Here is a 13,778-nt window from a genome sequence, read left to right as displayed (position 1 = left end):
AGGAGCAAGACAGCCATGGCGGCCACGCCGCGCAGCCTGCGATTGAACGCGGCCGACAACGTCGTCGTCGCAATCGACGACATTCCCGCCTCCGCCACGCTGGAGGGCGGCGCGACCGCGCGCGAGCGCATTCCCAGGGGCCACAAGATGGCGGTGTCGCCGATCGCCGCCGACGAAGCGATCCTCAAGTTCGGGCAGGTCATCGGCGTCGCCTCGCGGCCGATCGCAGCCGGCGAATGGGTGCACGAGCACAATTGCGCGATGAAGGATTTCGCCCGCGAGCATCGCTTCGGCGAGGGCGCGGTCCCCGAAGTCATCGCGCCGGTCGCCGACCAGCCGACCTTCGACGGTTTCCGCAGGGCCAACGGCAAGGTCGGGACGCGCAACTATCTCGCGCTGCTCACCTCGGTGAACTGTTCGGCGACGACGGCGCGGCTGATCGCGCGCGAGGTCGAGCGCTCCGGGATGCTGGCCGATTACCCCAACGTCGACGGCGTCATCGCCCTCGTCCACGGAACCGGCTGCGGCATGGCGTCGAAAGGCGAGGGGTTCGAGACCTTCATGCGGACCGAGTGGGGCTACGCCGCCAATCCGAACGTCGGCGCCACGCTGATGATCGGGCTCGGCTGCGAGGTCTTTCAGATCTCCCGCATGAAAGAGGAATATTCCCTCGTCGAGGGCGATTCGTTCCAGAGTCTGACCATCCAGGCGACCGGGGGCACCCGCAAGACGGTCGAAGCCGGGCTCGAGCGGGTGCGGTCGATGCTGCCCCGGCTCGACGCCGTCCGCCGCGAACCGGCGCCGGCCAGCGCGCTGACGCTGGCGCTGCAGTGCGGCGGCTCGGACGGCTATTCCGGCATCACCGCCAATCCGGCGCTCGGGGCCGCGGCCGACATTCTGGTGCGCAACGGCGGGACCGCGATCCTCTCCGAGACGCCGGAGATCTACGGCGCCGAGCATCTGCTGACCCGCCGGGCGGCGACTCCGGAAGTGGGTGAAAAGCTGCTCGCGCGGATCCGCTGGTGGGAGGACTATTGCGCCCGCAACGGCGGCGAGATGAACAACAACCCGTCTCCGGGCAACAAGGCCGGCGGCCTCACCACGATCCTGGAAAAATCGCTCGGCGCCGCCGCGAAGGGCGGGACGACCCCGCTCAACGCAGTCTACAAATACGCCGAGCCGGTGACGGCCAGGGGATTCGTGTTCATGGACACGCCGGGTTACGATCCGGTCTCGGCGACAGGGCAGGTGGCAGGCGGCGCCAACGTGCTCGCGTTCACCACCGGCCGCGGCTCGGCCTTCGGCTGCAAGCCGACGCCCTCGATCAAACTCGCCACCAACAGCGAGGTCTACCGGCGGATGATCGAAGACATGGACATCAACTGCGGCGACGTGCTGGACGGCGTGTCGATCGCCGACAAGGGCCGGGAGATCTTCGAAAGGATCCTGGCGGTCGCGTCGGGCGAGCCGACGAAGTCGGAAGCGCTCGGCTACGGCGAGGCCGAGTTCGCGCCGTGGCAGATCGGGGCGACGATGTGAGCGGGGCGGCGCTTCTGTTTGATCTCGACGGCACGCTGGTCGACAGCGACGCGAAGCACCTGGCCGCCTTCCGGCGCGTGTTCGCGCCCTTCGGCATCGCCGTCGACCAGGACACCTACAACGCCCGCATTCACGGCGCGTCGAACGAGTTGATCGGAAGACTGTTCCTTCCGCATCTCTCCCCCGAACGCCAGCGCGCGACGCTGGAGGAGAAGGAGGCCGCCTATCGCGCCGACCTCGAAGGCATCGAACCGATCGCGGGCGCGGCGGCGCTGCTGGATTTCGCCGATCGGCTCGGGCTTGAGCGCGCGGTCGTGACCAACGCGCCCCGCGCCAACGCCGAGGCGGTGCTGGCCGCGCTCGGTCTCGCCGACCGGCTCGGGATCGTGATCGTCGGCGCGGAGCTGGAACGGGCGAAGCCCGACCCGCTGCCCTACCTGCGCGGGCTCGAGCTCACCGGCGCGGTCGCCGCCCGCTCGGTGGCCTTCGAGGACTCGCCCACCGGCGTCCGCTCGGCCGCCGCGGCCGGCCTCGCGGTCGTCGGCCTCGCCACCTCGCTCGACGAACGCGCCCTGATCGAGGCCGGCGCGCTGTTCGGCGTCGCCGACTTCGCCGACCCGCGCATCGTCGCCCTGATCGAGCAGCGGGTCGCCCGGCCGGCGGGCCTGCGCGCGTGAGGGCCGCCGCCCGCGGCGTCGCGGACGGCTCGGACGAAATGTCGGCGTCGTAGCGGAATTCCCCGTGGCGCTGCTATGATTGCGGCCATGGTTCTCGTCTCTGACAGCCTCCGCCAGTTCGTCGCCCAATCGCCCAAGGCGATGGCGATGTTCGACCGCGAGATGCGGTACCTGGCGGCGAGCGCGCGATGGCTCGCGTTCATGGGCCTGGAACGGACGCCGGTCGGCCGCGGCCATTACGAAGACTATCCGGACGGAGGCGGGATCTGGAAGGGGGCGCATCGGCGGTGCCTGGCGGGCGCGATCGAAACCTCGGAGGGAGAACGGTTCGTCCGTCCCGACGGCCGCGTTCGATGGCTCAGCTACGAGATATGCCCGTGGCGGGACGGGGACGGCGCCATCGGCGGGCTCGTCATCTCGGGCGATGACGTCACGGCGCGCATCGAGGCGGAACAGAGGGCGGAAGACCTGACCCGCCGGCTGGAGGAAGCCCTCCGTCGCGCCGAGGAGGCCGAGCGGCGCCTCGGGGACGCCATCGAGATCATTCCGGGCGGCTTTCTCCTCTACAATTCGGACGACCGGCTGGTCGTGTGCAATCAGGCCACACGCGAGATGTATCCAGCGCTCGCCGACGTCCTGCGCCCCGGCGCGCCGTTCGACCGCATTCTCCGCGCCGGGCTCGACCGGGGGCACGGACCCGTCGAACCGGGGCAGGAGGAGGCATGGGTTCGCGCGCGGACTGAGCGGCGCCGCAACCCGTCCGGCGCCATCGAGCAGTTGACTGTCGCCGGGCGCTGGATCCGCATCGAGGAACGCCGGACCTCGGACGGAGGGCTCGTCGCGCTCCGTACCGACATCACGGACCTCAAGACGCGGGAGAACGCGCTGGCCGAGAAGACCGCGCTTCTCGAAACCGTCCTGGAAAACATGGGCGAGGGGATAGCGGTCTTCGATCGAAATCTCAAGCTTATGATGTGGAACGACGCCGCGGCGCAGCTGCTCGATGCGCCGGAACTCGCGCGGCTCGGGACCGATTTCGAGGACGTGGTGCGGCTCCGCGTCGCCCACGGGGACTTCGGCGACGTCGGCGCGGAGGCCCGCGTCCGGGACGCCGTCGCGCAGTTTCGCGCCGGACGGCCCTGGATCCGGACCGAACGCCGGCCCAACGGCCGCCTGATCGAGGTTCGCTTCCACCCGCTGCCCGACGGCGGCGCCGTCTATGTCCTGCGCGACGTGACCGAGCAGGCGGAAGCGGAGTCGAAGCTGGCCGAGAAGACTGCGCTTCTCGAAGCGACGCTGCAAAACATGGGCGAGGGCATCGCCGCCTTCGACGCCGACCGCAGGCTGCTGCTGGTCAATGATTTCGCGGTCCGGATGGGAAAGATTCCGCCGGAAATCGCGCGACCCGGCGCCGCCTACGACGATGTCCTCCGCTTTCTCTCCGGAACCGACGAGACGGGCAGCGGCGACGTCGAGTCCTTCGTCGCGCCCCGGATCGCCCAATTCCTTGCGCAAAAGCCATTCGTCGGCGCCCGCCGCCTCAACGATGGGCGCGTCATGGAGACCCGGTTCACGCCCACGCCTGCCGGCGGCGGCATCTACATGTACCGGGACGTCACCGAGCGCGCCGCATTCGAAGCGCAACTGGCCCAGAAGAGCGCGCTCCTCGAAGCCGCCCTCGAGAACATGGGCGAAGGCTTTTCGGTGTACGGTCCCGACCTTCGGCTGGTGATCCGCAGCAAGATCTGCATAGATATGCTGGAGCTGCCGCCCGCGCTGCTGCAGCCGGACACCTCGTTCGAGGAGGTGATGCGGTTCCGCGCCCAGCGCGGCGACTTCGGCGAAGGCGACGTCGAATCCCTGGTCGCCTTCCGCATCGCCCGATTCCGGGCGCAAGAGCCCTGGAGCGAGACGCGGCGCGATCGCAACGGCCGCGCGATCGAACTCCGGTTCAATCCCACGCCCGAAGGCGGCGGCGTCTTCATCTTTCACGACATCACCAAACGCGCCGACGCCGAGGCGAAACTGGCCCAGAGGACCGCGCTTCTCGAAACCACGCTGGAGAACACGGGCGACGGCATCGCGGTCTTCGGGCCGAATCTCGAGCTTCTGACCTACAACAGGGTCATTGCGGAGATGCTCGATCTGCGCGCGGCGATGTCGTCCGGCGTCTCTCTGGCGGAGATCATCCGGCTGCGCGCGAAGCGCGGCGACTTCGGCGACGTCGATCCGGACGCGAGCGTCCGTGAGCGGATCGGGCGGTTCCGGGCGCGAGCGCGCTGGAGCGAGAGGGTCGTGCTCGCCGGGCGTGTCGTCGACGTCCATTTCAATCCCATGCCCGACGGCGGCGGCGTCTACGTGATGCGCGACGTCACCGAACGCGCCGACGCCGAAGCCAAGCTCGCCGAGCGGACCGCGCTCCTCGAGGCGACCCTGGAGAACATGGGCGAGGGGATCTCGGTCTACGGCCCCGATCTGAGGCTGCGGACGTTCAACGCGGCCGCGGCGACGATGTTCGACGCGCCGGCCGAGCTCGGCCGGCCGGGAACTCCGTTCGCCGACATCGTTCGATTTCAGGCTTTGCGCGGCGACCTCGGCAATGTCGACGCGGAGGCGGCCGTGCTCGACAGGATCGCCCAGTTCCGCCGCCGGAAACCGTGGACCCGGACTCGCAGAACCCCTAACGGACGCGTGTTCGAAACCCGGTTCAATCCGACGCCCGACGGCGGCGGGATCTACATCTTCCGCGACGTCACCGAACGCGCCGAGCAGGATGCGAAGCTGGCGGAGAAGACCGCGCTCCTGGAAACGGTGCTGGAGAACATCGGCGAGGCGATCGCGGTCTACGGCCCCGACCTCAGGTTGCGCATGTGCAACGCGGTGATGGCGGACATGCTGGGCGCGCCGCCGGGACTGCTGACGCCCGGGGGGTCGCGCGAGGACCTGGTCCGGTTCTGCGCCGCCCGGGGCGACTACGGCGACAAGGACGTGGAGGAGGCCGTCCGCGAGCGCCTCGCCCGGTTCCGCGCGCAGGAGCCCAGGAGCGCGATGCGAACCATGCACGACGGCCGGCGGGTCGAAGCGTATTTCCGCCCGATGCCGGACCGGGGCGGCCTGTTCGTGCTGCACGACGTGACCGAACGCGAGCGCAACGAAGCGCGGATCCGGGAGGAGGAGGCGAAGTTCCGCAGCCTCGTCGAACAGGACGTCGCCGGAATCGTGATCGTCCGCGACGACGGAACGATCGGCTACTGCAACGGCTGCTTCGCCGGCATGATCGGATACGCGCGCGACGAACTCGTCGGTCGGCCGCTGCTGGATATCGTTCCCGAAGGCGAGCGTCCGGTGGTCATGCGTCATCTGCGCGGGCAGTTCGAGACCGGCGCCGTCGCGCAGATCGCCTCGACCCTGCGCGCCCGCGACGGCGGCGTCATCGAGATCCTCGTCAACGCCTCGCGGTCGACCGTCGAGGGCAGGTTGGCGTCGATCGCCATCGTTCTCGACGTGACCGCGCGCAACACGGCGCAACGGGCGCTCGCGTCGGCGGCGGCGATCCTCGCCGCGGTGCATGAATCGTCGCCCGACGGGATTCTGGTGGTCGACCCGGCGGCGCGGATTCTCTCTGTCAACAAGCGCTTCGGCGAGATCATGGACTTGCCCGCCGAGCTCCTGGCGCCGGGACGCGACGGGCCGGCGCTGGCGATGGCCGCCCAGCGCATGCTCGACGGCGAGGCGTTCCTGCGCGGGGTGCGGCATGACAGCGAGCATCCGGCGGAACTGGTTCACGACGAACTGACCCTGCGGGACGGCCGCGTGCTCGATCGCATCTCCTCCCCGCTCGAGACCGCCGACGGCGAGTTCCTGGGCCGCATCCTGTTCCTGCGCGACATCTCGCAGCGCCGCAGGGCCGAGGCCTCGCTGCGCGCCAGCGAGGAACGCTTCCGCATGCTGATCGAGGAGGCGCCCGACGCGATCCTGCTCATCGACTTCGACAACGATCGCCTCGTGGCCGCCAACAAGGCCGCCGAGCGGCTGTTCGGCGTGTCTCGCGAGGTGATTCTCGAGCGCGGCGCCCAGCATTTCCACGCGGCGCACCGACCCGATGCGCCGCCTTTGGCGCAATCCCTCGCCGAGCACAACGAACGCGCCCTCGCCGGCGAGGAAGTCAACTACGAGCGACGCATCCGCAGACCGTCGGGCGAAGAACGACTGACCCGCGTGACCCTCGTCCGGCTGCAGTCGAATGTCCGTCTGCTGCGCGCCAGCTACGTCGACGTCACCGACCAGCGGGCGGCGGAGGCGAAACTGTCCGAGGTCCTGCGCAGCGTGGTCGACCGTCAGGAAGAGGAACGCCAGCGGATCGCGCGCGAACTGCACGATTCCCTCGGGCAATACCTGGCGGCGGTGAACATCAAGCTGGAGACGTTCAATCAGGGCCTGGCGGTCGGGTCGCCGCTGCGCGCCGGGGTCGCCGATCTCAAGGGCCTGACCGGCGCGATCGGCAACGAGGTCAGCCGCCTCGCCTGGGAGATGCGCCCGACCGCGCTCGACGATATCGGCCTCGAGGCGGCGATCCAGCAATTCCTCGACGAGTGGGCGCGTCGCTCCGGGATGCGCTTCGACGTCCATCTGGCCCTGAAAGGACGAAGACTGCCCGGCAATGTCGAAACGGCGCTTTACAGGGTCTTGCAGGAGGGCATAACGAACATAGTCAAACACGCCCACGCCGGAAACGTCGGGGTCGTCCTGAAAGCTTCGGCGAACGATGTGGTCATGATCGTCGAGGACAATGGGGTCGGGTTCGACCCCGAGACTTTGACCCGCGCCTCTTCCCGCCTGGGGTTGCTCGGCATGCGCGAACGCCTGGCCGCTATCCACGGCGGCCTGGAGATCGAAACCAGGCCCGGCGAGGGGACGGCCCTCATCATCCGTGTGACGCTCGATGCCTCGACAGACACCCGTCGCTGAATTGCGTATCGTCGTGGCGGACGACCATCCCGTGGTCCTGGCGGGCGTCAAGGCGCTGATCGAATCGAGCGGGGACATGATCGTGGTCGGCGAGGCCGGGGACGGCGTGACCGCTGCGAGGCTCGCGACCGACCTGAAGCCGGACGTGCTGGTGCTCGACGTCTCGATGCCGGGCCTCGGCGGGACCAAGGTCGCCGAGCGGCTGAGGGAGGCCGCGCCGCGCACGCGGATCCTGGTGCATACGGTGCATGAAGACGTCGGCTATCTGCGGCAAATGCTCGAACTCGGCGTCAACGGCTACATTCTCAAGCGGTCCTCGGGCGACCAGCTCGTCCGCGCGATCCGGTTCGTCGCCGAGGGGGGCGTCTACATCGATCCGCTGATCGCCGGAAAGCTGCTCGGCGGGCCGTCGCAGAAGCAGGATATCGAAAACCGCCCGGGGGTGGAGTTGAGCGAGCGCGAGAACGAGGTTCTGAAACTCACCGCCGCCGGCTACAGCCACAAGGAGATCGCCACCCAGCTCAACGTCAGCGTCAAGTCGGTCGAAACCTACAAGGCGCGCGGCATGGAGAAGCTCGGGTTTCAGACGCGGGTCGAACTCGTCCGCTACGCATCGAGCAAAGGCTGGCTCGACGGGAGTTGACGAGGCGCGCGCGGCGACCCTGCGCCGGCTCAGGCCGTCGTCGCGAGACGACCCCGCCGCGCGGCGGACAGCGAGGTCCCGGTCCACCGCCGGAACGCATGGCGCCGCCGCCGTATCCGAGCAGTATGGCGATCTGGTCGAAGGCGAGTTCGCTCCCTTCCAGATAGCCGACGGCGAGACGACGCCGCAGGTCCGACAGCGTCGCGGGACATGTCGTTCCTTCCAGCGCCAGCGCCAGGGCCAGCGCTTTCGGATCGACCGCGAGCGCCCGCGCAACGCTTTCGATCGTCGGGGCGCCGCACGCCGTGGCGGAACAGTTCTCGATTCGCGCCGTGGGCGGCGCGGAGGCCAGTTCACCATCAATAGGAAGGGCTTCGCCCAGGCGCTGATCGACGTCGGCAAGTCGCCGACCCCGTTCGCTCACGCCGCCGACAACGCCGCCTCCTCGACCAGAAAGTCGCGCAGCGCCTTGATCCGCGGCGCCTGCGCCTCGTCCGGACGGCACAGGAAGTAATAGCCGAACGGCGTCGCGACGGCCGTCGAGAACGGCGCGACGAGCCGGCCGGCCGCCAGTTCGTCGGCGGCGATGGCGAGCGAGCTCAGGGCCACCCCCTGACCCTGCGCCGCCGCGCGCATCGCCATCGCCATGTTGTTGAAGAACACCCCGTGACGCGCTTCGACCGACCTCGCGCCCGCGGCCTTGAGCCAGTCGGACCAGGCCGGCCACGAGGGATAGGCGGAACTCCATTCGAGGTGGAGCAGCGTGTGGCGCGCGAGGTCCTCCGGCGAGCGCAGGGGGTTGTCGCCGCCGAGCAGGTCCGGCGAGCAGACAGGGAAGACGTTCTCCTTGAACAGGAGCGTGGTTGCGAGTCCGGCGAAGTCGCCCGCGCCCCAGCGGATCAATGCGTCGGCGGTTCCGGAATCGAGCGTGTCGTCGATCGGATTGGCGTCGAGCAGCACGTCGATCTCGGGGTGGCGGCCCTTGAACCGGCCGATCCGGCCGACGAGCCAGGTCGCCGCGAACGACGGGCTCGAGTTGATCACCAGAAACCGGCGTCCCTTCGCCTCGCGCATGGCGCGGGCGGCGCGCGCGAGAACGGCGAAGCCCTCGGCGAGGCCAGGGGCTCCGGCCGCGCCCGCCTCGGTCAGCGCGAGGCCGCGGCCGGAGCGCGCGACCAGGGGGACGCCGATCTCCTGCTCCAGCGCCCGCACCTGCTGCGCGACCGCGGCCTTGGTGACGTGAAGCTCCTCGGCCGCCCTGGCGAAGGACAGCTTGCGCGCGACCGCCTCGAACGCCCGCAGCGCGGTCAGCGGCGGAAGCCTGTGAACAGGACCCATCGTAAAGCCCACCTATCCCACCACGGCATAAACATTGCCTTGAAAGAACGCCAGTTCGCCATATATCGGGGTCCGACACAAGCGCATGACGCGCGGATTTGATATAGAGGTGCACGGATATGCTCGGGGCAGTCGCCGGATCGCAAGCTTCCCTTCGGCAAGGGGCAATCGCCGCGCCGTTTCGGATCAGTAAACAAATCCTAAACGCTTTGGCGGACCGCGCCTCGATCGCCGCCGAGCGCAGCCGATTCGCCGCGCTCCCGTCGCGCTATCTCGACGACGTCGGCATGACCGAGGCTGATCGCGCCGCGGCGATCGGCTACGAGGACGCGATCGTCGACGGCTGGCGCGTGGTCGCCTCGCACCTCTGAATTCAGGCCCCCGAATTCGTCGCGCGGCGGCGCAGGTTTCCTGCGCCGCCGCTTTCGCGTGGGCGCCCGCTCCCGATCGGCGCCGACGCTGGACGGCCCACGCTTGACGCGCGCCATGGGGCGTCGGAAAAGACCGGCTCAGGGTCAACCGGAACGTAGAATGACGCGCGTCACGCTGATCGACAACTATGACAGCTTCACCTTCAATCTCGTCCATTATCTGGGTGAGCTCGGCGCGGAGGTGAAAGTGTGGCGCAACGACGAGATCAGCGTCGCGGAGGCGCTCGCGGAGGCGCCGGGCGCGATCGTTCTGTCGCCCGGGCCGTGCACGCCGAACGAAGCCGGGATCTGCCTCGACCTCGTGCGCGAGGCGAGCGCGACGACGCCGATCTTGGGCGTGTGCCTCGGCCATCAGGCGATCGGCCAGGCCTTCGGCGGCGATGTCGTGCGCGCGCCCGCGCCCATGCACGGCAAGGTGTCGACGATCGCCCACAATGCGCGCGGCCTGTTCAGGGGTCTCAACGGGCCGTTCCAGGCGACGCGCTATCATTCGCTGGTCATAGAGCGTTCGACCGCCCCGGCCGACCTCGAGATCAGCGCCGAGACCGACGACGGGCTGATCATGGCGGTCGCGCATCGCGACCGGCCGGTTTACGGCGTGCAGTTTCATCCGGAAAGCATCGCCAGCGAGCACGGCCGCGACATCCTGCGCAATTTCCTCGATCTGGCCGCCGCTTTCCACGCGCGCGGGCAGACGCACTAGGGCGGCCCGCGGCTCATGGAATCGTTCAAGCCCCTGATCGCCAAGGTCGCGGCCGGCGCGACCCTCAGCCGGGCCGAGGCGGAGTCCGCCTTCAACGCCATCTTGTCGGGCGAGGTGACGCCGTCGCAGATGGGCGGCTTCCTGATGGCGCTGCGCGTGCGCGGCGAGACCGTCGACGAGATCACCGGCGCCGTCACCGCGATGCGGGCCAAGATGCTGGCGGTGCGGGCGCCCGAGGCGGCGATCGACATCGTCGGCACCGGCGGCGACAGCTCCGGCTCTTACAACGTCTCGACGCTGGCCGCGATCGTGGTCGCCGCCTGCGGCGTTCCGGTCGCCAAGCACGGCAATCGCGCCGCCTCCTCGCGGTCCGGCGCGGCCGACACGCTGACCGCGCTCGGCGTGAAGATCGGGCTCCCGCCCGAAGGCGTCGAACGGTGCCTGAGCGAAGCGGGAATCGGCTTCATGATGGCGCCGACGCACCACGCCGCCATGCGACACGTCGGGCCGACGCGGGTCGAGCTCGGCACGCGCACGATCTTCAATCTGCTCGGGCCGATGTCCAATCCGGCCGGCGTGCGGCGGCAGCTGATCGGCGTCTTCTCCGCCGCCTGGCTCGAGCCGATGGCGGAAGTGCTGCGCAATCTGGGCTCCGAGCGGGTCTGGATCACCTATGGTTCCGACGGGCTCGACGAGATCACCACGACCGGCCCGACCCGGGTGGTCGAACTGAAGAACGGCGTCATCCACGCCTTCGAGGTGACCCCGGAAGAGGCGGGACTCGAGCGCGCCGAGCCTTCGGCGCTCAAGGGCGGCGATCCCGCGCACAACGCGGAGGCGCTTCGCCTGGCGTTGAGCGGCGCGCCCGGCGCTTACCGGGACATCGCCCTGATCAACGCCGGCGCGGCCCTGGTCGTGGCCGGCAGGGCGGCTTCTCTCAAGGACGGCGTCGCGCAGGGCGCGGCGGCGATCGATTCGGGCGCGGCGCGGCGCGCGCTCGAGCGTCTGATCGCCGTGTCGAACGCTTGAGCGGGGGACGCCGATGACCGACATCCTGAAGAAGATCGAGGCCTACAAGCGGCGCGAGATCGCCGACGCCAAGGTCCGGGTGCCGCGCGGCACGCTCGAGCGCGAGATCGCCGGGCAGTCGCCGCCGCGCGGCTTCATCAAGGCGCTCGAGCGGGCGACCGAGGAGGGGCGGTTCGCGCTGATCGCCGAGATCAAGAAGGCGAGCCCGTCGAAGGGCCTGATCCGCGAGGACTTCGATCCGGAGGCGCTCGCCCGGGCCTATCAGGCGGGCGGCGCCGCCTGTCTCTCGGTGCTGACCGACGCCCCGTCCTTCCAGGGCGCGCCCGAGCATCTCGTCAAGGCGCGCCGGGCGACGCACCTGCCGATCCTGCGCAAGGACTTCCTGTTCGACCCCTATCAAGTGCTCGAGGCGCGCGCCTGGGGCGCCGACTGCATCCTGATCATCCTGGCCGCGGTCGACGACGAGACCGCCCGGATCCTCAACAAGGCCGCCCACGACCTCGGGCTCGACGTGCTGATCGAGACCCACACCGAGGCCGAACTCAAGCGCGCCCTGTCGCTGGAAGGGCGGCTGATCGGCGTCAACAACCGTGACCTGCACAGTTTCGAAACCTCGCTCGAGGTGTGCGAGCGGCTGAAGCCGCTGGCGCCTGCGGACAAGATCGTCGTCGCCGAGAGCGGCATCGCCACCCACGCCGACTGCAAGCGCCTGGCGCGCGCCGGCATCGAGACCTTCCTCGTGGGCGAAGCGCTGATGCGCCACGAGGACGTGGCCGCGGCGACCCGGACCCTGCTGACGGGGATGTGAGGGGTAGCCGACCGTCCTTCTTCGGACGGGTCGCGTAAGCCGGGCCGCCAGAGGGCCCGAGCCGTCTCGGCTCGCGAATTGAGCCTTTGCAGTGGGTTGCGACGCGTTCTGGTTCCGCGCGTAAGTCCCAAGCCGGCCGCGAACAGCGCCGTCATGGCGAGTGCGTGCGGGCGTGCGGCGGGACTGCGGTTGCGGAAAGCGTCCGGCTCGGCGATGGGGTCGGACAAGCGCGGGTCTCGCTCCGGGTTAATGAGAACAAAGGTGGAACATACTTGAGCGGCTGTCAAGGACTTGTTCGCCATGCATGGATAGCAACCTCGGAGGACGTCATGTTGGCGTTGCGCTTGCCCCCCCGACCTCGAAAGCCGCCCGGACGCGCTCGCGCGTCGGACCGGCCGCTCGATGAGGGTCTCTGCGCGCGAACCGCCGACGCCGCATTCCGGCAGGCGAGGGGACTGCACGTGGAGAATTGGCAGGAAGAGCGGCGACCGAGCTTCGCGAGTTCGCCGTGTCATGGCCAAACAGAAAGACCGCCCGGAGGCGGCCTCTCGAGCGTAAATGCCGTTACGATCAGGCGGCGACTGGAGCGCCCGTGCGCCACCGATTGCCGATGCAGCCGAGGCCGGCGAAGCCGATGATCATGAGCGCCCACGTGGAGGGTTCGGGAGCGTCGCTGGCGACGGCTGTCCAACTGCCTGGATTGGAAAAGGTCGATGCTTCGGCGTACTCCTCGCACTGATTGAATGGGCATTGCCAAAGCTGGACCTGATCTTGGGTTGAAGCGTGATTTCCCACGAGGTCGTTGATCGCAGTGACCGAATCCCCAAGACCATACGAAGTGAAAACTTGACGTGCGTTCGTGCCGGGAGTCGAAGACGTTCCGTAGGAGTACCAGGCAAAGATCGCCCACTCCGAGATTTGACCCGTGGAGTTGGTGTCTACGACCGCTATGATCGAGGACAAAGGCCCGTTCGAAAACGACTCGATGCCGTCCGACGCCGTGAACGACGTCGGTTCGACGGCGCCGCTGAAATTGTCGCCGAGAGCGGACGGCAGGGTGAAGGACAGGGCCGCATAATCTGAGCTGGTGTAGGTGGGACTGTCAAACTGAGTGAAAGGATCCCCGACGTAGGCGTACGTCTCGGACGCTCCGGCGCCAACGATCGGCATCGCCGCGAAAAGAGCGAACGCCGCGATCGTGCTTCGTCCCCATTTCATGTCGGACCTCGTGAATGTTCCCCAAACCGGGTTCTGGTCAGGCCAGTCTGACGCGGAAGCGCACCGCAAAGCGGCGAGCGTGAAGCTGGGCCGTTCGTAGAATACAAGGTTGGCTTCGGCAAAAGTCAACATGAAAAACATACGCCGTCGCCCGCTATGCCAGCTGATCGTCGTCTCCGGCTGTCTCCTTCGCGCAAGAAGCGGCCATTTGCCGAGGGCATGGTGAACGCGGGAGACCGACCCTGAGCAGACTTCGCCATCGGCGCAATTTCGCTCACGCAAAGAATGACTTGAAAAGGGCAAGTTTCGATCCCGTGAGCGGCATCGCCACCCACGCCGACTGCAAGCGCCTGGCGCGCGCCGGCATCGAGACCTTCCTCGTGGGCGAAGCGCTGATGCGCCACGAGGACGTGGCCGCGGCGAC

At 68.6% G+C, this 13,778-nt stretch carries 10 protein-coding genes and 1 pseudogene; 9 read left to right on the top strand and 2 right to left on the bottom strand.

Translation table 11 applies throughout. From position 1 onward, the window contains the following. The first annotated feature begins 15 nt into the window (after window positions 1-15). The 4 genes from DFR50_RS09425 (at window position 16) to DFR50_RS09410 (ending at window position 7,827) form a co-directional block, all read left to right on the top strand. Window positions 16-1,539, top strand: a complete 1,524-nt coding sequence (locus tag DFR50_RS09425) for a UxaA family hydrolase (protein WP_113888957.1) — start codon at window positions 16-18, stop codon at window positions 1,537-1,539. Next, a complete protein-coding gene (locus tag DFR50_RS09420; protein ID WP_113888956.1) occupies window positions 1,515-2,216 on the top strand; it encodes an HAD family hydrolase in 702 nt (233 codons plus the stop codon). The genes DFR50_RS09425 and DFR50_RS09420 overlap by 25 nt, the downstream gene beginning before the upstream one ends. Window positions 2,217-2,303: 87 nt before the next feature. After that, window positions 2,304-7,184 (top strand): PAS-domain containing protein, encoded by a 4,881-nt coding sequence (locus DFR50_RS09415; protein WP_170153127.1) that lies wholly within the window; start codon window positions 2,304-2,306, stop codon window positions 7,182-7,184. Continuing rightward, a complete protein-coding gene (locus DFR50_RS09410; protein ID WP_113888954.1) occupies window positions 7,159-7,827 on the top strand; it encodes a response regulator transcription factor in 669 nt (222 codons plus the stop codon). Before DFR50_RS09415 ends, DFR50_RS09410 begins: the two co-directional genes overlap by 26 nt. Before the next feature lie 420 nt (window positions 7,828-8,247). Here the strand turns inward: DFR50_RS09410 and gcvA are convergent, their stop codons facing one another. Then, entirely contained in the window at window positions 8,248-9,165 is a 918-nt protein-coding gene (gcvA, locus tag DFR50_RS09405; protein ID WP_113888953.1) for a transcriptional regulator GcvA, read from the bottom strand. Between the two features lie 209 nt (window positions 9,166-9,374). Here gcvA and DFR50_RS32005 point away from each other — a divergent pair, with 209 nt between their 5' ends. From DFR50_RS32005 to trpC, 4 genes are all read left to right on the top strand, one after another. Continuing rightward, window positions 9,375-9,536 (top strand): hypothetical protein, encoded by a 162-nt coding sequence (locus DFR50_RS32005; RefSeq protein WP_170153126.1) that lies wholly within the window; start codon window positions 9,375-9,377, stop codon window positions 9,534-9,536. A 160-nt stretch (window positions 9,537-9,696) separates the two neighbouring features. Beyond that, complete coding sequence (locus DFR50_RS09400) at window positions 9,697-10,299, top strand: anthranilate synthase component II (RefSeq protein WP_113888952.1); 603 nt, start codon at window positions 9,697-9,699, stop codon at window positions 10,297-10,299. Window positions 10,300-10,314: 15 nt separating this feature from the next. Beyond that, window positions 10,315-11,328 (top strand): anthranilate phosphoribosyltransferase, encoded by a 1,014-nt coding sequence (gene trpD / locus DFR50_RS09395; RefSeq protein ID WP_113888951.1) that lies wholly within the window; start codon window positions 10,315-10,317, stop codon window positions 11,326-11,328. 13 nt (window positions 11,329-11,341) lie between these two features. Beyond that, complete coding sequence (trpC, locus tag DFR50_RS09390; RefSeq protein WP_113888950.1) at window positions 11,342-12,136, top strand: indole-3-glycerol phosphate synthase TrpC; 795 nt, start codon at window positions 11,342-11,344, stop codon at window positions 12,134-12,136. 570 nt (window positions 12,137-12,706) lie between these two features. On the opposite strand, the gene DFR50_RS09385 is transcribed toward trpC, so the two are convergent. Beyond that, window positions 12,707-13,495 carry a PEP-CTERM sorting domain-containing protein gene (locus DFR50_RS09385; protein WP_113888949.1) on the bottom strand — a complete coding sequence of 263 codons (789 nt, stop codon included), beginning with the start codon at window positions 13,493-13,495 and terminating at the stop codon, window positions 12,707-12,709. A 173-nt stretch (window positions 13,496-13,668) separates the two neighbouring features. Between DFR50_RS09385 and DFR50_RS32885 the strand changes: the two are divergent. Continuing rightward, window positions 13,669-13,778, top strand: a pseudogene (locus DFR50_RS32885) (indole-3-glycerol phosphate synthase TrpC); the annotation flags it as partial.

This window comes from Roseiarcus fermentans (genome assembly GCF_003315135.1).
Lineage (GTDB): Bacteria > Pseudomonadota > Alphaproteobacteria > Rhizobiales > Beijerinckiaceae > Roseiarcus > Roseiarcus fermentans.
The sequence above is the reverse complement of the archived record's forward strand: the minus strand, read 5'-3'. Positions and strand labels throughout refer to the sequence as shown.